This window comes from Streptomyces sp. NPDC104371 (genome assembly GCF_055583785.1).
The window spans coordinates 605148-622756 of record NZ_JBVJNF010000002.1; the positions used below are offsets into that span (position 1 = coordinate 605148).

Annotated in this window: 14 protein-coding genes; 6 read left to right on the top strand and 8 right to left on the bottom strand. The window is 69.0% G+C overall.

Going from position 1 to position 17609, the window contains the following annotated elements:
• The first annotated feature begins 16 nt into the window (after positions 1-16).
• Together ACZ60T_RS08585 and ACZ60T_RS08590 are read left to right on the top strand one after the other, a co-directional pair.
• The gene (locus tag ACZ60T_RS08585) at positions 17-1060 is read left to right on the top strand and encodes an ABC transporter ATP-binding protein (RefSeq protein WP_469665294.1); all 1044 of its coding nucleotides are present in this window, start codon (positions 17-19) and stop codon (positions 1058-1060) included.
• Positions 1061-1344: 284 nt separating this feature from the next.
• Complete coding sequence (locus ACZ60T_RS08590; protein ID WP_365621810.1) at positions 1345-1884, top strand: hypothetical protein; 540 nt, start codon at positions 1345-1347, stop codon at positions 1882-1884.
• 44 nt (positions 1885-1928) lie between these two features.
• Here ACZ60T_RS08590 and ACZ60T_RS08595 read toward each other — a convergent pair whose 3' ends face one another.
• The 8 genes from ACZ60T_RS08595 to ACZ60T_RS08630 form a co-directional block, all read right to left on the bottom strand.
• Positions 1929-2432, bottom strand: a complete 504-nt coding sequence (locus tag ACZ60T_RS08595; protein WP_469665295.1) for a DinB family protein — start codon at positions 2430-2432, stop codon at positions 1929-1931.
• Positions 2433-2505: 73 nt separating this feature from the next.
• Complete coding sequence (locus ACZ60T_RS08600) at positions 2506-3651, bottom strand: ABC transporter ATP-binding protein (protein WP_469665296.1); 1146 nt, start codon at positions 3649-3651, stop codon at positions 2506-2508.
• A 12-nt stretch (positions 3652-3663) separates the two neighbouring features.
• Positions 3664-4716, bottom strand: a complete 1053-nt coding sequence (locus ACZ60T_RS08605; RefSeq protein WP_469665297.1) for an ABC transporter ATP-binding protein — start codon at positions 4714-4716, stop codon at positions 3664-3666.
• A gap of 9 nt (positions 4717-4725) precedes the next feature.
• The gene (locus tag ACZ60T_RS08610) at positions 4726-5706 is read right to left on the bottom strand and encodes an ABC transporter permease (RefSeq protein WP_469665298.1); all 981 of its coding nucleotides are present in this window, start codon (positions 5704-5706) and stop codon (positions 4726-4728) included.
• A gap of 89 nt (positions 5707-5795) precedes the next feature.
• Entirely contained in the window at positions 5796-7604 is a 1809-nt protein-coding gene (locus ACZ60T_RS08615; RefSeq protein WP_469665299.1) for an ABC transporter substrate-binding protein, read from the bottom strand.
• Between the two features lie 133 nt (positions 7605-7737).
• The gene (locus ACZ60T_RS08620) at positions 7738-8769 is read right to left on the bottom strand and encodes an ABC transporter permease (RefSeq protein ID WP_469665300.1); all 1032 of its coding nucleotides are present in this window, start codon (positions 8767-8769) and stop codon (positions 7738-7740) included.
• A gap of 492 nt (positions 8770-9261) precedes the next feature.
• Positions 9262-11178 carry a translational GTPase TypA gene (gene typA / locus ACZ60T_RS08625; protein WP_365621789.1) on the bottom strand — a complete coding sequence of 639 codons (1917 nt, stop codon included), beginning with the start codon at positions 11176-11178 and terminating at the stop codon, positions 9262-9264.
• A gap of 188 nt (positions 11179-11366) precedes the next feature.
• Complete coding sequence (locus ACZ60T_RS08630) at positions 11367-13280, bottom strand: ABC transporter family substrate-binding protein (protein WP_469665561.1); 1914 nt, start codon at positions 13278-13280, stop codon at positions 11367-11369.
• Between the two features lie 391 nt (positions 13281-13671).
• Between ACZ60T_RS08630 and ACZ60T_RS08635 the strand changes: the two genes are divergently transcribed.
• From ACZ60T_RS08635 to ACZ60T_RS08650, 4 genes are read left to right on the top strand one after another with little or no spacing between them, the layout of a single operon-like run.
• On the top strand, positions 13672-13962 hold the full coding sequence (locus ACZ60T_RS08635; RefSeq protein WP_365621786.1) for a hypothetical protein: 291 nt from the start codon (positions 13672-13674) through the stop codon (positions 13960-13962).
• Positions 13963-13976: 14 nt separating this feature from the next.
• Complete coding sequence (locus tag ACZ60T_RS08640; RefSeq protein ID WP_469665301.1) at positions 13977-14798, top strand: hypothetical protein; 822 nt, start codon at positions 13977-13979, stop codon at positions 14796-14798.
• Between the two features lie 26 nt (positions 14799-14824).
• Positions 14825-16765: a fumarate reductase/succinate dehydrogenase flavoprotein subunit gene (locus ACZ60T_RS08645; RefSeq protein ID WP_469665302.1), complete on the top strand. Its 1941-nt coding sequence runs from the start codon at positions 14825-14827 to the stop codon at positions 16763-16765.
• Positions 16762-17538 (top strand): succinate dehydrogenase/fumarate reductase iron-sulfur subunit, encoded by a 777-nt coding sequence (locus ACZ60T_RS08650; protein WP_365621779.1) that lies wholly within the window; start codon positions 16762-16764, stop codon positions 17536-17538. The genes ACZ60T_RS08645 and ACZ60T_RS08650 overlap by 4 nt, the downstream gene beginning before the upstream one ends.
• Positions 17539-17609: the final 71 nt, after the last annotated feature.

A 17609-nucleotide genomic window follows, 5' to 3' on the forward strand; every position in this document is an offset into this window, starting at 1 on the left:
ACGGGATTTCACCACCATGAGCAGCACCTCTCCTCTCCTGGACGTCTCCGGGCTGACCAAGCACTTCCCGATCAAGGGCGGCTTCCCCATCCGCCGCACGGTCGGCGCGGTGCAGGCTGTCGACGGGCTGGACTTCCAGGTCGCCGAGGGCGAAAGCCTGGGCCTGGTCGGCGAGTCCGGCTGTGGCAAGTCCACGACCGGCCGACTGATCACCCGCCTTCTGGAGCCCACGGGCGGCACGATCTCCTACCGCGGCCAGGACATCACCCACGCGAGCCGCAGGCAGTTGGCGCCCATCCGGTCCGAGATCCAGATGATCTTCCAGGACCCGTACGCCTCGCTGAACCCGCGTCAGACGGTCGGCAAGATCATCACTGGCCCGATGGAGATCAACGGGATCAACCCGACGGGCGGCCGGGAGAAGCGTGTCCGTGAGCTGCTGGAGATCGTGGGTCTGAACCCCGAGCACTACAACCGCTTCCCGCACGAGTTCTCGGGCGGCCAGCGCCAGCGCATCGGTGTGGCGCGGGCGTTGGCCCTGGAGCCGAAGCTGATCGTGGCGGACGAGCCGGTCTCGGCGCTGGACGTCTCCATCCAGGCGCAGGTCGTCAACCTGCTCCAGCAGGTCCAGAAGGACCTGGGCATCGCCTTCCTGTTCATCGCCCACGACCTGGCGATCGTGCGCCACTTCTCGCAGCGCGTCGCGGTCATGTACCTCGGCAAGATCGTGGAGATCGCCGACCGCGACGACCTGTACGGCAACCCGCGCCACCCGTACACCCGCGCACTGCTCTCCGCGGTGCCGGAGGCCACGGTGGACGAGGCGCCGCGCGAGCGGATCCGCCTGGAAGGCGACGTACCGTCCCCCATCTCCCCGCCCTCGGGCTGCCGCTTCCGCACCCGTTGCTGGAAGGCGACGGAGAAGTGCGCGACGGAGGCGCCGCCGCTGGTGCAGGTGGAGGGCAACAAGGCGGGCCACCTGACGGCGTGCCACTTCCCCGAGACGCAGGAGACGGTCCCGGCTCCGCGTCTGTCCAAGGACCCCGAGACCGCGGCCTGACACACCCCTTTCCGTCAGCCGCGGCCAACGGAGCCCGACCTTCACAGGCCCCTTGACCCGAGCCCCGAACGTCCGGTTCCCGGGGACGAAGGCCCGTATCGCTGTGCGATACGGGCCTTCGCCATGAGGTCACGCCGAGGCGGTGACAGGTTCGACCGATACGGATCGCCTTGAGTGGCCGGTCAACTCCCAGGGTGATCCCATAGGATTCGTCGGACCGTGGGCGCACCGGCGCGCTACCGTCGGGCACGCCGTGTCGTCCACGCGTGACCGAGGAGAATCCTGTGGCATCGTCTTGCAGCCCGGAGTATGCCCCCGCGGGGGATGTAGGCGCGGCGCTCATGGTGGTCGACTCCCAACTCAAGGCCATCTACGACGGCAAGGCGGAGAGCGACCCCGAACAGCGGCAGTTGCGCGAGCAGTTCATGGCGTCGCTCGGCCCCGACGACGTGGACGACCTGCTGGACGGCGTCTGCACGCTCATCTACATGTTCACGCAGTGGCTGCGGAGGGCCTACGAGGAACACGACAGGGACGTCATCGAGTACGTCGTGCCCAGCTTCGTGGCCTCGTTGCGCATGATGCCGAAGAGCGTCCGTCCCGAGGTCATCCCCACCATGACCGGCCTGGTCGTCGCGGCCGGCACCGGTCTGAGCCCCAACCTGTGGCGCAAACAGTACGGCGACTGGACCCGCGCCGAGATGAACCCCCTGGAAGCCACGGCCTTCCTGCTCGCGGAGCACATCAACCGGCTCACCGACGACCACGACTTCGCCACCCGCATGATCACCAACGCCCTGTCCCACTCGTCGCGAGGTGCTTGACCCGCGTGACCAAGCGGCGGCGGCCGGGTGGGACAAGGCCCGGCTCAGTCGCCCCGCGTGCCGTCGATCAGTTCGCGCAGGATGTCCAAGTGGCCGTTGTGGCGGGCCGTTTCCTCGATCAGGTGGTGGAGGATCCAGCGCAGGTCGACATGGAGACCGTCGCGCACCGGGCGCTTCGCCGTGGCGTCCAGGGCCTGGGAAGCCACCAACTCCCGGTAGCGCGCGCTCTGTTCGTCGTACTCGTCCAGCAGCTCGGCCAGCGGACGCTCGACCGCGATCCGCATCTCGCGGTCCGGGTCCTCCTCCGTCCACGGCCCCTCGTCCTCCTCCCCGAGGAACACCACCTGGAACCAGTAGTACTCGACCCAGCGCAGATGGCTGATCAGCCCGCTCAGCGTCATCAGCGGGGAGCCGGGCAGCGGCGCGGCGACCGCACCCTCCGCGGAGACCCCCTCGCACTTGGCGCGGGCGGTGGCGCGGGCGTAGTCGAGAAAGGCGGTCAGCTGCGTGCGCTCGTCCCAGGCGGGAGGCGTGTCAGTTCGTATCATTGAGGCGAGCATCCCGGACGCGGCAAGGGTAAGTCGAACGAATATCGAGCGGCGACGGCTGGTGAGCCCGTCTTCAGCTCTCCTCCTCCTCCAACGCCGTCAACGCCGGATCCAGCACGATGTCCTCGTCCCGTGCCTCCGTCGTCGGGGCCTCCGGGAAGTGGCAGGCCGTCAGGTGGGCCGGGCGGTTGCCCGGGAGGCGTACCAGCGGGGGTTCCTCTGTCGCGCACTTGTCCTGGGACTTCCAGCAGCGGGTGCGGAAGCGGCAGCCCGAGGGTGGGGAGATCGGGGACGGTACGTCGCCCGCCAGGCGGATGCGTTCGCGGCCGGTCTCCTCCGCTGCGCCGTCCAGGGTCACCTCGGGGACCGCGGACAGCAGCGCGTGCGTGTAGGGGTGGCGTGGGCGTCTGTAGATGGAGTCGCGGTCGCCCACCTCGATGATCTTGCCGAGGTACATCACCGCGACGCGCTGCGAGAAGTGGCGCACGATCGCCAGGTCGTGGGCGATGAACAGGAACGCGATACCCAGGTCCTTCTGGACCTGCTGGAGCAGGTTGACGACCTGCGCCTGGATGGAGACGTCCAGCGCGGAGACCGGCTCGTCCGCCACGATCAGCTTCGGCTCCAAGGCCAACGCCCGTGCCACACCGATCCGTTGGCGCTGACCGCCCGAGAACTCGTGCGGGAAGCGGTTGTAGTGCTCGGGGTTCAGACCCACGATCTCCAGCAGCTCACGGACGCGCTTCTCGCGACCGCCGGCCGGGTTGATGTCGTTGATCTCCATCGGGCCGGAGATGATCTTGCCGACCGTCTGGCGCGGGTTCAGTGACGAATACGGGTCCTGGAAGATCATCTGGATCTCGGACCGGATCGGCGCCAACTGCCTGCGGCTCGCGTGCGCGATGTCCCGGCCGCGGTAGGAGATCGAACCACTCGTCGGCTCCAGAAGGCGCGTGATCAGGCGGCCGGTCGTGGACTTGCCGCAGCCGGACTCGCCCACCAGACCGAAGCTCTCGCCCACGTGCACGGTCAGATCGATGCCGTCCACGGCCTGCACCGCGCCGACCGTACGGCGGACCGGGAAGCCGCCCTTGACCGGGAAGTGCTTGACCAGCTTCTCCACCACCAGCAGCGGCTCCCCGGGCGCCTCCTCCGCTCCCGCGCCCGCCTCGCGCGGACCGGGCAAGGTCGCCTCACCCTTCACGGCCTCTTCCTCCATGGCACGCTCTCCCTACCGCAGCCGGGGCTTGATCTGCTCGACGAAGATGGTCTGCTTCTGCTCGGCCGTGAGATGGCACGCCCCGCCCCGCCCCGGTGGCAGCAGCGGCAGTTCGTCCACGCACCGCGCCCCGCCCACCTCGCCCCGGAAGGCGCACCGCGGATGGAAGCGGCAACCGGACGGCGGGTTCAGCAGCGACGGCGGCGTCCCCGGGATCGGGGTGAGCGGGGCGCCCAGGTCCGAGTCCAGCCGGGGCATGGAGTTCAACAGGCCCCAGGTGTACGGGTGTCGGGGCGACCGGAGCACCTCGTCCACCGTGCCGCGTTCGACCGCTCCCCCGGCGTACATCACCATGATGTCGTCGGCCACGTCGGCGATGACCCCGAGGTCATGGGTGATGAAGATGATCGCCGAACCGAACTCCCGCTGAAGGTCCTTGAGCAGATCGAGGATCTGCGCCTGCACGGTCACGTCCAGCGCCGTGGTCGGCTCGTCGGCGATCAGCAGGTCGGGGTCGCACACCAGCGCCATGGCGATCATCGCGCGCTGCCGCATACCGCCGGAGAACTGGTGCGGATACTCCTTCGCCCGCTCCTTGGGGTGGGGGATGCCGACCTTGCCGAGCATCTCCACCGCCCGCTGCCAGGCCGCCTTCTTCGAGGCCCCGGTGTGCTTCATGAACGGCTCGGCGATCTGCCGTCCCACCGTGTAGTACGGCGACAGGGCGGTCAGCGGGTCCTGGAAGATCATCGCGACCTTGTTCCCGCGCAGCTTCTCCAGCTCGGACTCGCGGGCCGTGATCAACTCCTGTCCGTCCAGCACGATCTCGCCGTCGACCGTGGTGAACATCGGGTTGTGCAGCCCGAGTATGGTCAGGTTGGTCACCGACTTGCCGGACCCCGACTCCCCCACGATGCCGAGGGTCCGGCCCCGTTCGAGGTCGAAGGAGAGCCCGCCGACCGCGCGGACGACGCCGTCCTCGGTCGTGAAGCTGACATGCAGGTCCCGCACCGACAGGAAGGCACCCTCGCCGGAGTCGACTGGTTCCTTGGTCACAGTGGTCACGGAGTGCTCCTAGGAGAGCCGTACGCGCGGGTCGATGAACGCGTAGCAGGTATCCACGATGATGTTGAACAGCAGGATCATGGTGGCGGCGAACAGCATCACGCCGAGCAGCAGCGGCAGATCGCTGAAGAACACCGACTGTACGGCGAGTTGGCCGATGCCCGGCAGACCGAAAGTGGTCTCGGTGATGATCGCGCCGCCCAGCAGCGAGCCGAGGTCGATGCCGAAGATGGTGACGATCGGGATCAGCGAACCGCGCCAGGCGTAGCGGAAGAAGACGTACCGCCGCGACATGCCCTTCGCGCGCGCGGTGCGTACATGCTCCTCCTGGAGCTGTTCGATCATCGAGGAGCGCGCCATACGGGTGTACTGCGCGGCGAAGATCGTGGACAGCACCACCCACGGGATGAGCAGCCCCGAGAACCAACTCACCGGATCCGACGTCAGGTTGTGGTACGCGGGCTTGTCGAACAGATGCGACTGGTAGACGAGGAGCGCGAGCGCCAGCGGGCCGAGGAAGTAGATCTGCATCGAGCTGATCACCATCGAACCGGCCGTGACCGTCTTGTCGATCAGCGAGCCGCGCTTCCAGGCCGCCAGCAGTCCGGTGGCGAGGCCCGCCACCAGGAAGACGACGGCCGCGCCCAGGGTCAGCGAGACGGTGGTGGGCAGGCGGTCCATCAGGGTCGGCCAGACCGCCTCGTTGGTGTGGTACGAGTACCCGAAGCAGGGGGCCGGGCACGGGCCCTGGTCGAAGGCGTCGCTGCCCAGGACGATGTTGTGCAGGAAGGTCAGGTACTGCTCGGGGATCGACTTGTCGAGGCCGAGCACATGATGGATGTTCTCGATGTTGGCCGGCGTGCACGTCTTGCCGCAGATCAGCAGCGCCGGGTCCCGAGGCATCCCGAAGAACAGCAGGAACGTGACGACGCTCAGCAGGAAGAGGATGACGACGGCGCCGAGGGTCCGGCGCAGGAGGAAGCGCAGCATGACAGGGCAGCTCTCAGACGTCAGCGGGCCGGGCGGTCCCGGCGCGGCCCGTGGGACGGCCGCGCCGGGAACCGGGCGGACGGACGGGGTTACTTGACGTACAGCCGACGCGGGTCGATGCCGCCGAGCACGTCGTCGTAGGCGAGGCCGCCGACCTTGGAACCGGCGATCTGGACCTGCTTGTAGTAGCCGGTCGGCACCGCGTGCACGACCTCGGTGAGCAGGTACTTGTCCAGCTTCTCCCACTCGGTCGCGGCCTTGACCGGGTCGGTGATGGTGTTGATGCGGTCGATCTCGCTGTTCACATGGGCGTCGTTGACCTGCGGGTAGTTGTGCGCGCCGTCGGCGATCAGGCGTCCGTCGGTCGTCGGCGGGAGCACGGTCGAGGCGGACGGCCAGTCGGCGCCCCACGAGGTGTGGAAGATGTCGAAGTTGTTGTGGATCTTGCTGACTTCGTCGAAGTAGGTCTCGGCCGGCAGCTCCTGGCGCTGCACGTCGAAGCCCGCCTTCTTCAGCCCCTCGGCCATGGCGGTGGAGTACTGCTGGCCCTCGGGGGTGTTGATGTAGGCGAAGGTCAGCTTCATGCCGGACTTGCCGGCCTCCGCCAGCAGCTTCTTGGCCTTGGCCGGGTCACCCGCGGGCTTCTTCTTCTTGCCGAACGGGTCGAAGGTGGGGTCGTAGCCGCTGACGGTCGGGCTGATCAGGCCGCCCGCGACCTCCATGGCCGCCTCGCCGCCGTAGGCGCGGACGAACGGGGTGACGGGCAGGGCGTACGCGATGGCCTCGCGGACCTTCTTGTCCTTCAGCTCCGGCTTGCTCATGTTGATGTTGATCTGGCCCACATAGGGCTGATAGCCCGCGACCGTACGGGACTTCAACTTGGAGTCGCTGAGGACCCGCGAGAGGTTGCCCGCGTCGACCTGGTTCTGCAGGCTGACACCCGTCTGGTCGACCCCGCTGTCCGCGATGAGCGCCTTGGTGGACATCTCGTACTGCTGGTTGAAGGTGACGTTGAACTGGTCCACGTACTGATGGCGGATCGGGTCCGTCTTCGGGTCCCACTGGTCGTTCTTGACCAGCACCATCGACTTGCCGGACTTGAACGACTGGATCTTGTACGGTCCGGTCGCCAGCGGTGCCCGGTCGTACTTCTCCTTGGTGTCGCCCTTCTCCTCCACGATGGAGTAGCCCGTCATGGCGAGCGCGTACGGCAGGTCGGCGACGGGCTTCTTGAAGTGGAAGACGACGGTGTGCTCGTCCGGCGTCTCCAGGACGCTGTCCGGCAGGTGCTTGCCCTGGTACGGGCCGTCCGGCAGCAGCTTGCGGTAGTCGGTCCCGGCGGTGTCGGCCAGCCACTGCTGGAGGTAGGTCGGGCCCTTGGTGAGGAAGGGCGCGAAGAGCCGCTCGACGCTGTGGCGGACGTCCTTGGACGTGATCGTGGCCCCGTCCTGGAACTTGACGCCGTCCTTGAGGGTGTACTTCCAGGTCCGGCCGCCGTCGGACACGGTGCCGGAGTCGGTGGCCAGGTCACCGACGATCTCGTGCTTGCCGCCGTCGTCGCTGGTCGACTTGTAGCCGGTCAGGCCCCGGTGCAGCAGCGGGGCGATCGTGCCCTCGGCGAAGGTGTAGATCTGGGCCGGGTCCAGGTGGGCGGGGCTGTCGCGCTCCAGGAACTCCATGGTGCCGCCGGCCTTGGCGCCGGGGACGGGGGCGGCGGGGCCGGTGGAGGCCGCCGCGTCGCCGAACTTGATCAAGGCCTGCTGACGCTTGGCGTCGGTGTCGTCCTTCTTGTGGTTGTCGCCGCCGCTGCTGCCGCCCTTGCTGCAACCGGAGAGCACGAGCGCTCCGGCCGCGAGCACCGAGACCGCGGCGTAGACATGGCGTCCGCCCCTACTCATCACTCAGTTCCCACCCATCTGTTGTCACTCGTGCAGACGAAGTGCCGTGACATGGCACGGAGTTGTGTGGAGTTGCCTGGACTTGCCGTGGGGTGTGCGGGGACGTGCGGCGCGTTGTCCGCGAACTACGCGGTCAGCGCGCCGACTTGGGGTCGAATGCGTCCCGGACCGAGTCGCCGAGAAGGTTGAACGCGATGACGAAGATGATCATCGAGACGCCGGGGAAGAACATGTAGGTGATGTCGTTCTGGAGCACCAGCTCCGTCGACGCCTTGGCGAACATCTGGCCCCAGTCGGGCGTCGGTTCGACGATTCCGACGCCGAGGAACGACAGGGCCGCCTCGGCCGTCACGAAGTTCGGCAGCAGATACGTGGACTGCACCAGCAGCGGTGTCACCACGTTGGGCAGGATCTCCTTGCGGATGATGCGCCCGGAGGTCGCCCCGCTCACCCTGGCCGCCTCGATGAACTCCCGTTCCCGCAGGCTGAGGGTCGCCCCTCGCAGGATGCGGCCGAGGCTCATCCAGCCGAGGAGCCACTGCACGACGATCAGCGCGACCACGCGTACATAGGTCGGTGTCTCGTCCCGCGGGCTGACGAAGAGGGAGACCACGACCGGCATGCTCGCGATGAAGAAGAGCTGCGCGGGGATGGCGAGCATGAAGTCGATCAACCGGCCGATGGCGAAGTCGGCCTTGCCGCCGAGATAGCCCGCCGTGACCCCGAGGACGATGCCGGTGAGGACCACCGCGACCGTGACCGTGAGGGAGATCATCAGCGAGGTGCGGATCCCGTAGATCAGCTTGGTGAAGACGTCGTAGCCGTTGCCGGGTTCGAGGCCGAACCAGAACTCACCGCTGATGCCGCCGTTGGGCTGGACCGGCACCCCGGCGCTGTCGAACAGTTCGGGGCGCTCGTCCGCGTACACGGTGGACGGGTTCTTGCCGTACACCTTGGAGATCAGCGGTGCGAGCAGTCCGATCAGGAAGAAGGAGCCCACGACGAAGGCGGAGACCACGCCGACGCGGTCCCGCTTGAAGCGGATCCACATCAGCCGGCCGGGCGACCGGCCCTCCACCTGTCCGACCGCGGGTCCCTCGCCCGGTTCCCGCTCTCCGACGACGACCGGTGTCCCACCGCCCCCTGCCTTCGGAGGGCTCGTCATGATGCGTCCAATGCATGCGTCCGTTTCAGAGGTACGCCGAGCCGGTGGCCGCCCCAGGACGCGGGCGGGCCACGGCTTGGACCACGTGGATCAGGAAGTGACGAACTGTCTGCCGGACGACTGCTTATCGGTCGCCGCTGGCGACAAGTCCCAGGTGAACACGCGTAGTCGGCATTGGCGCCGCCTCCTTGACTCAACCGGTGCACGGACAGGAGGGGTTGACCGTCTGTCCCTCCGACACCCCTGACGGAGGTTCACACACCCCACCGGTGCTCGTGAGTCGACGCACCGTCCCCGCGGCGCCTGACCCATTGACCCGAGCGTGTGCCCCACTATCTGCCATGAGCCAGGGACCGAACACCGTCTTTAGGTCTCGGTTCGATCACAGCTCACCTGCGCATCAGCCGGAATATGGGCATACGAAAGCCCGGGTGACCCCATGTGGGGCCACCCGGGCTTCGGGGGCGATCAGGGCATCAGGCCCTGGCCGGATCAGCCGTGCTTGGCGCGGCTGGCGGCGCGGGCGCGCTCGCGCTGGTCGAGGTTGACCTTGCGGATGCGGACGGCCTCCGGGGTCACCTCGACGCACTCGTCGTCGCGGCAGAACTCCAGGGACTGCTCCAGCGACAGCTTGCGCGGCGGGACGATCGACTCGGCGATGTCGGACGTCGCGGACCGGATGTTGGTGAGCTTCTTCTCCTTGGTGATGTTGACGTCCATGTCGTCGGCGCGGGAGTTCTCGCCGACGATCATGCCCTCGTACACCTCGGTGCCCGGCTCGATGAAGAGCGTGCCGCGCTCCTGGAGGTTCGTCATCGCGAACGCCGTGACACTGCCGGAGCGGTCGGCCACCAGCGAACCGTTGTTACGGGTCTGGAGGTTGCCGAACCAGGGCTCGTGGCCCTCGTGGATGGAGTGGCCGATGCCCGTACCGCGCGTCTGGGTCAGGAACTCGGTACGGAAGCCGATCAGACCGCGCGACGGGACCACGAACTCCATGCGGACCCAGCCGGAGCCGTGGTTGGACATGTTGTCCATACGGCCCTTGCGGACACCCATGAGCTGCGTGACCGCGCCCATGTGCTCCTCGGGCACGTCGACCGTCATGCGCTCGACCGGCTCGTGGACCTTGCCGTCGATCTCGCGGGTGACCACCTGCGGCTTGCCGACGGTCAGCTCGTAGCCCTCGCGGCGCATCTGCTCGACCAGGATGGCCAGCGCCAGCTCACCGCGGCCCTGCACCTCCCAGGCGTCCGGCCGGTCGGTGTCGAGGACCCGCAGCGAGACGTTACCGATCAGCTCGCGGTCGAGGCGGTCCTTGACCTGGCGCGCGGTGACCTTGCGGTCCTTGACCGTGGCCTTGGCGTTGGCGCCCTTGCCGGTACCGCCCCGGCCGACCAGCGGCGAGGTGTTCGTACCGATGACCATGGAGATCGCGGGCTCGTCGACCGTGATCAGCGGCAGCGCGACCGGGTTCTCCGGGTCGGCCAGGGTCTCGCCGATCATGATCTCGGGGATGCCCGCGACGGCGCAGATGTCACCGGGGCCGGCCTTCTCGGCGGGCTTGCGGGTGAGGGCCTCGGTCATCATCAGCTCGCTGATGCGAACGTTGCTGACCGTGCCGTCGCGCTTGATCCACGCGACCGTCTGGCCCTTGCGCAGCTCGCCCTGCTCGACGCGGAGCAGCGCGATACGGCCGAGGAAGTTGTCGGCGTCGAGGTTGGTGACGTGCGCCTGGAGCGGGGCGTCCTCGTCGTAGGTCGGGGCGGGGATGTGCTCCAGGATCGTGGAGAAGAACGGCTCCAGGCTGGTGGAGTCGGTCGGGACCGTGCCGTCCTCCGGCTTCGTCAGCGAGGCGATGCCGTCACGGCCGCACGCGTAGACGATCGGGAACTCGATCTGCTCCTCGTCGGCGTCGAGGTCGAGGAACAGGTCGTAGGTCTCGTTGACGACCTCGTCGATGCGCGAGTCGGGGCGGTCCGTCTTGTTGATGCACAGGATGACGGGCAGCCGCTGCTGGAGCGCCTTGCGCAGCACGAAGCGGGTCTGCGGCAGCGGACCCTCGGAGGCGTCCACGAGGAGGACGACGCCGTCCACCATCGACAGACCGCGCTCGACCTCGCCACCGAAGTCGGCGTGGCCGGGGGTGTCGATGATGTTGATCGTGATGGGGTCCCCGCCGTCCTTCGGGTGATACTTCACCGCGGTGTTCTTGGCGAGGATCGTGATGCCCTTCTCACGCTCCAGGTCGTTCGAGTCCATGACGCGGTCGTCGACCTGCTCGAGCTGGTGGGCGGCGAAGGCACCGGCCTGCTTGAGCATGCCGTCGACGATGGTCGTCTTGCCGTGGTCGACGTGGGCGACGATGGCGACGTTGCGGATGTCGTGACGCGTAGCAGTCACTGCCATGTGTGGCGTACTCCCGGAGTGGTGAGGACGGCCCCGCGCGTACTGTCCGTGTGGCGCGGGCCCTGCCGGGCTGGACACGCCACGGCCTCACCCCATGTTACGGGGCCGCTGGAGTACTGGCTCGCCGGGTTATATCAGCCCAGGTCAGAGGCGCTTTCCAGCGGGATTCACCGGGATTCGCGGTGATCTTACGAGTGCGGACCGCCCGTGGACGGCGATACGGGGGCTCCGGAGGCGGCTCCCGGCCCGCGCGCGCCCTTCTTCAGGAAGCCCATGTCCTCGTAGACCGGGGTCTGGAAGCCGAAGGATCCCGCGTTGGCCACGCTCACGCGGGCGGCCGTGAGCTGGGGGCGCTGGTAGAGCGGGATCGAGCCCGCGACGGCCCACAGGCGTACGTCGGCCTTACGGACCAGGTCCCGCTCCTCGTCCTCGTCCAGGGTGGCGATCGCCTCGTCGAAGAGCTGGTCGACCTGGTCGGTGCCGACCCGTGTGTAGTTCTGCTCGACATTCAGCGAGCCGTCCGCCGCGGGCACCGGCTTGGCGAAGATCGGCCGGGCGTCGGTCGCGGGGAAGGCGGACACGGGCCATGAGTACAGCGCGAGGTCGTAGTCCCCGGAGGCGATGTGGTCCCGGAAGAAGCTGTCGTCGGGGACCTTGGTGATCTCCGTACGGATCCCGACACGGTCCAGCATGCGCGCGACGTGGTCGCCGACGGTCCGCAGGGACTGCGACCCCGACCCCGACGGCAGCAGGAACCGCAACTGGAGCGGCTTGCCGTTCTTCGCGAGCGCACCGGCCGCGGCACCGCCGGCGCCCGCCTTCCTGCCCTCGCTCCCGGCCTGCTTCTGCTGCCCCGCGCCCGGTCCGGACACCCAGCCCGCCTCGGTCAGCAGCTCCTTGGCCTGCGCGGTGTCCTGCTTGCCGAGCGCGCCGCTGCCGTCCTCGTACGCCGACTGCCCGGCGAGGGCGAGATGGCTGCCGAGGGGGGTGACGGGCAGCCCGAGCGGCTTGAGGATCAGCCCGGCGAGCGCGGTGCGGTCCAGGGCGCGGGCCACGGCCCGGCGGACACGCTCGTCGGAGAGCGGGCCCTTGGAGCCGTTGAGGGCGAGCTGGGTGTAGGCGGGCTCCAGGGACTTGCGGATCACGACGTCGTGCGCGGCTGCCTGCGCGGGCGGCCCCTGCTGGGCGGTGCCGCGCTGCGGGGTGCTGCCGCTCTTGCCGGGGGTGACGGGCGCGATCCGCCGCGCCTCCTCCGGGTCGACCTCCGCCAGGTCGACCCTGCCGTCGGCGAGCGCCTTGGCCCGCTGGTCGCGGGGGACGGCCACGAGGGCGATCTCGGAGAGCTTGGCGGGCCGGCCCCACCAGCGCGGATTGCGCTGGAGCGTGACCTGGCCGCCCTGGCGGTCGACCTTCTGGACGGCGAAGGGCCCGGCGGTGACCTTCAGGGTCTTCCTCGCCCCGTCGTTGAAGCCGCTCGGGGTGCCCGTGACGTCCTTCGGGTACAGCGGGGAGAACAGCGACTCCCAGTCGGCGTACGGCTTGCCGAAGGTGACCTTGACCTCGCGGTCGTTCGCGCCGCGCTCGACCTTCTCGATGCGGTCGTAGCCCGCGTTGCGGGCCGTCCAGTACGCGCTGTCCCGGCCGGAGAGGGCGTGCCACTGGGCGGCGAAGTCGGAGGCGTCGATCCTGCGGCCGTCGCTCCACACCGCCCGCCGGTCGAGCCGGTAGACGACGGTCTGCTTGGGCTCGGTGGCGGTGACCTTGGCCGACTCCAGGACGTCGGGGTTGCGCTGCGGGCGGCCGTTGGCGTCGAGCCGGAACATCCCGGGCAGGACGGCGGCGGCGACGCGCGAGGTGGTGGCGTCGGCGTCGGCCTGGTAGGTGTTCAGGGTCTCGGGCACGGTGTCGACGGCCCAGCGCAGGGTGCCGCCGTCGGTGACGAGAGCGCGGGCGGCCGGGGCGATGTCCTGCGCGGCGGTCGGCTTGCCCTCCCGCTCCTCGTCCACGCTGCACGCGGCGAGCGCGGTCGCCGCGAGGGCCCCCGCGATGAGGAACGTGGCCGAGCGCAGCACCGCGCCCGGTCCGGCACCGTCGTGGGACATCGCGGACATCGCGTACCTCCGGGGGAGCCGCTCTGCGGATGAGTGGGCGTTACCGCCCAAGTCGACAAGACGACTGGGCGTTCTGCCCTGAATCGCCACAATTTGACGCTGATCGTATAGACCTACCGAAGAGGAACCGGCTCAACGGCGCGCGGTGGCACGGCCGCGAGGTGGACGAAGTCCACCCGGACGGCGCATCCCGGGCCGCCGCCCGGACCGGGGCGCAGACCCGTCGACGGCGCCCACGCCCGTCAACCCGTACACATCTGTCCCACCATCAGAGGCAAATCCGTGCAGATCCCTTCACACTGGGTGTGTGACGCGCAACACTCACAGGCGCAGGCAGGTTGCCGCCTGGGGCCTCTCCGACCCGTGGAAGTGAGGTCACGTCATGTCCGTGCACGACGAACTGACGTCAGTCCAGCGGTGCCTCGACGACCTGTACCGGTCGGTGGGGCGCCTGGAGCAGCAGATGGGCGGCGGCGGGCTCGACATACGCCGGGTGCGCACCGCCGCCGACCACCTGCGCGAGAGCCTGGCGCTGCTGCGCGAGACCGCCGCCGCGCCCACCGCGCCCCGCGAGAGCGAACTCGTGACGATCTCCGACACCCCGTACGACACCACCCTGTGGACGGACGCGGACGACGAGGGCCTCGGCGCCCGCGGCCGGCACGCCCCCTGAAAGGTGCGCCCAAGTTGGCCACTGGTACGGAACCCCACACCGGCAGCGGCGGCGTACGGACCGGTACGCGCGCCGCGATCGCCGCACCGCATCTGCGCACCGACCGCTGGTGGCTGGCCCCCGCCGCCACCGCGGCCGGCCTTCTGGCCTTCATCGTGTACTCGACCTGGCGGGCCTTCGCGGACACGCACTACTACTCCGCGCCCTACGTCTCGCCGTTCTACTCGCCCTGCCTGGCGGAGCGGTGCCAGACCATGCACGCGGGGCCCAACGCGGCCCTCTTCGGAAGCTGGTGGATCATCTCCCCGGCGATCATCATCCTGATCTTCCCGCTCGGCTTCCGGCTGACCTGCTACTACTACCGCAAGGCCTACTACCGCGCCTTCTGGCTGTCGCCCCCGGCCTGCGCGGTGGCCGAGCCGCACCGCGCGTACACCGGCGAGACCCGGCTGCCGCTGATCCTTCAGAACCTCCACCGGTACTTCTTCTACGCGGCGCTCCTGGTCGCGGGCGTGCTCACCTACGACACCGTGCTCGCCTTCCGGGACACCCACTACCGCTGGGGGCACATGGGCCTCGGCACGCTGGTGTTCCTGCTGAACATCGCGCTGATCTGGGCGTACACGCTCTCCTGCCACTCCTGTCGGCACATCGTCGGCGGCAGGATCAAGCACTTCTCCCGGCATCCCGTGCGCTACCGGGTGTGGGGGTTCATCAGCAGGCTCAACGCCCACCACGCGCTGCTGGCCTGGGCGTCCCTGGTGAGTGTGGCGCTCGCCGACTTCTATGTGTTCCTGCTCGCGTCCGGCGCCTTCTCCGATCCGCGCTTCTTCTGACGAGTTCTGATGAGTGAGGCCTTGTGATGTCCGTGGTCGACCGGCAGGAATGGGACGTCGTCGTGGTCGGGGCCGGCGGGGCCGGTCTGCGGGCCGCCATCGAGGCGCGCGAGCGAGGCGCGCGTACGGCCGTGATCTGCAAGTCGCTGTTCGGCAAGGCGCACACCGTGATGGCCGAGGGCGGCATCGCGGCGGCGATGGGCAACGTCAACCCGCACGACTCCTGGCAGGTGCACTTCCGCGACACCCTGCGGGGCGGGAAGTTCCTCAACCAGTGGCGGATGACCGAGCTGCACGCGCGCGAAGCGCCGGACCGCGTCTGGGAGTTGGAGACCTGGGGCGCCCTCTTCGACCGTACGGGCGACGGGCGCATCTCGCAGCGCAACTTCGGCGGCCACGAGTACCCGCGCCTCGCGCACGTCGGCGACCGGACAGGACTGGAACTGATCCGCACGCTCCAGCAGAAGATCGTCGCCCTCCAGCAGCAGGACAAGAAGGAGACCGGCGACTACGAGTCCCGGCTGAAGGTCTTCCAGGAGTGCACGGTCACCCAGGTCCTCAAGGACGGCGACCGGGTCTCCGGGGTCTTCGCCTACGAGCGCGAGTCCGGGCGCTTCTTCGTCCTCGAGGCACCCGCCGTCGTGATCGCGACGGGCGGTATCGGCAAGTCCTTCAAGGTGACGTCGAACTCGTGGGAGTACACGGGCGACGGGCACGCGCTGGCCCTGCTCGCCGGGGGGCAGTTGCTGAACATGGAGTTCGTGCAGTTCCATCCGACGGGCATGGTCTGGCCGCCGTCGGTGAAGGGCATCCTCGTCACCGAATCGGTGCGCGGGGACGGCGGGGTGCTGCGCAACGCCGACGGCAAGCGGTTCATGTTCGACTACGTCCCCGACGTCTTCAAGGAGAAGTACGCGGAGTCGGAGGAGGAGGGCGACCGCTGGTACGAGGACCCCGACCACAATCGGCGCCCGCCCGAACTGCTCCCGCGTGACGAGGTCGCGCGGGCCATCAACGCGGAGGTGAAGGCGGGCCGCGGCTCGCCGCACGGCGGCGTCTTCCTCGATGTGTCGACGCGGATGTCCGCCGAGGTCATCCGGCGCCGACTGCCGTCCATGTACCACCAGTTCAAGGAGCTGGCGGATGTCGACATCACCGCCGAGGCGATGGAGGTCGGGCCGACCTGCCACTACGTGATGGGCGGTGTCGCGGTCGACTCCGACACGGCGGCGGCCCGCGGGGTGCCGGGGCTGTTCGCCGCCGGAGAGGTCGCCGGAGGGATGCACGGCTCCAACCGGCTGGGCGGCAACTCCCTCTCCGATCTGCTGGTGTTCGGACGCCGGGCGGGGCTGCACGCGGCCCGGTACGCGGCCGGAGCGACCGGGCGCCCGCGCGTGGACGACGCCCAGGTGGCCACGGCCGCGGCGGAGGCCCTGCGCCCGTTCTCCGCCGAGGGCCCGGCGACGGGCGAGGGCGGGACCCAGCCGCCGGAGAACCCGTACGCCCTCCACCAGGAACTCCAGCAGACGATGAACGACCTCGTCGGCATCATCCGCCGGGAGTCGGAGATGGAACAGGCGCTCAAGAAGCTCGCGGAGCTACGGGCGCGGGCCCGCCGGGCGGGCATCGAGGGCCACCGCCAGTTCAACCCGGGCTGGCACCTCGCCCTGGACCTGCGCAACATGCTGCTGGTCAGCGAGTGCGTGGCACGCGCCGCGCTGGAGCGCACGGAGTCGCGCGGCGGACACACCCGCGAGGACTTCCCGACGATGAACCGGACGTGGCGCTGCGTGAACCTGCTGTGCCGCCTCACCGACCCTGGCGGCCCCCAGGCGGCGTCCGACCCGGTCCGCGGCCAGATCACCCTCTCCCGCGAGACCACCGACCCCATCCGCCCCGACCTGCTCGCCCTCTTCGAGAAGGAGGAGCTGGTCAAGTACCTCGCCGAAGAGGAGCTGTGCGCATGAGCGGCTACGAGGCCCGCTTCAAGGTGTGGCGGGGGGACACGCGGGGCGGTGGGCTGGAGGACTTCGCGGTCGAGGTCAACGAGGGCGAGGTGGTGCTGGACATCATCCACCGGCTCCAGGCCACCCAGGCGCCCGATCTCGCGGTGCGCTGGAACTGCAAGGCGGGCAAGTGCGGTTCGTGCTCGGCGGAGATCAACGGGCGGCCACGGCTGATGTGCATGACGCGGATGTCGGTGTTCGAGCGGGACGAGACGATCACCGTGACCCCGCTGCGCGCCTTCCCGGTGATCCGCGATCTGGTGACGGACGTGGGCTTCAACTACCGGAAGGCGCGCGAGATCCCGGCGTTCGTGCCGCCCGCCGGTCTCGGCCCCGGTGAGTACCGCATGTGGCAGCAGGACGTGGACCGGCCGCAGGAGTTCCGTAAGTGCATCGAGTGCTTCCTGTGCCAGGACGTCTGCCATGTCGTCCGGGACCACGAGGAGAACAAGCGGGCGTACGCGGGGCCGCGCTTCCTGATGCGGACGGCTGAGCTGGACATGCATCCGCTGGACGCGGCGAGCGAGACGGGGCTTGACCGCAGGCGCACGGCCCAGGACGACCACGGGCTCGGCTACTGCAACATCACCAAGTGCTGCACCGAGGTGTGCCCCGAGAGCATCAAGATCACGGACAACGCGCTGATCCCGATGAAGGAGCGCGCGGCGGACCGCAAGTACGACCCGTTGGTGTGGCTGGGATCGAAGATCAGGAGGCGTCCTCCGGTGGACTGAGCGCCCCGCCCGCGGGGGCGAGCCGCCCCGAAGGGCGCACCCCGGTCGCGGGTTCGCGGCACCGGTCATAC

Coding starts and splice junctions, on each gene's coding strand:
- ACZ60T_RS08585 (WP_469665294.1), top strand. CDS start 17: ATGAGCAGCACCTCTCCTCTCCTGGACGTCTCCGGGCTGACCAAGCAC.
- ACZ60T_RS08595 (WP_469665295.1), bottom strand. CDS start 2,432: ATGATACGAACTGACACGCCTCCCGCCTGGGACGAGCGCACGCAGCTG.
- ACZ60T_RS08600 (WP_469665296.1), bottom strand. CDS start 3,651: ATGGAGGAAGAGGCCGTGAAGGGTGAGGCGACCTTGCCCGGTCCGCGC.
- ACZ60T_RS08610 (WP_469665298.1), bottom strand. CDS start 5,706: ATGCTGCGCTTCCTCCTGCGCCGGACCCTCGGCGCCGTCGTCATCCTC.
- ACZ60T_RS08615 (WP_469665299.1), bottom strand. CDS start 7,604: ATGAGTAGGGGCGGACGCCATGTCTACGCCGCGGTCTCGGTGCTCGCG.
- ACZ60T_RS08620 (WP_469665300.1), bottom strand. CDS start 8,769: ATGACGAGCCCTCCGAAGGCAGGGGGCGGTGGGACACCGGTCGTCGTC.
- typA (WP_365621789.1), bottom strand. CDS start 11,178: ATGGCAGTGACTGCTACGCGTCACGACATCCGCAACGTCGCCATCGTC.
- ACZ60T_RS08630 (WP_469665561.1), bottom strand. CDS start 13,280: ATGTCCCACGACGGTGCCGGACCGGGCGCGGTGCTGCGCTCGGCCACG.
- ACZ60T_RS08635 (WP_365621786.1), top strand. CDS start 13,672: ATGTCCGTGCACGACGAACTGACGTCAGTCCAGCGGTGCCTCGACGAC.
- ACZ60T_RS08645 (WP_469665302.1), top strand. CDS start 14,825: ATGTCCGTGGTCGACCGGCAGGAATGGGACGTCGTCGTGGTCGGGGCC.
- ACZ60T_RS08650 (WP_365621779.1), top strand. CDS start 16,762: ATGAGCGGCTACGAGGCCCGCTTCAAGGTGTGGCGGGGGGACACGCGG.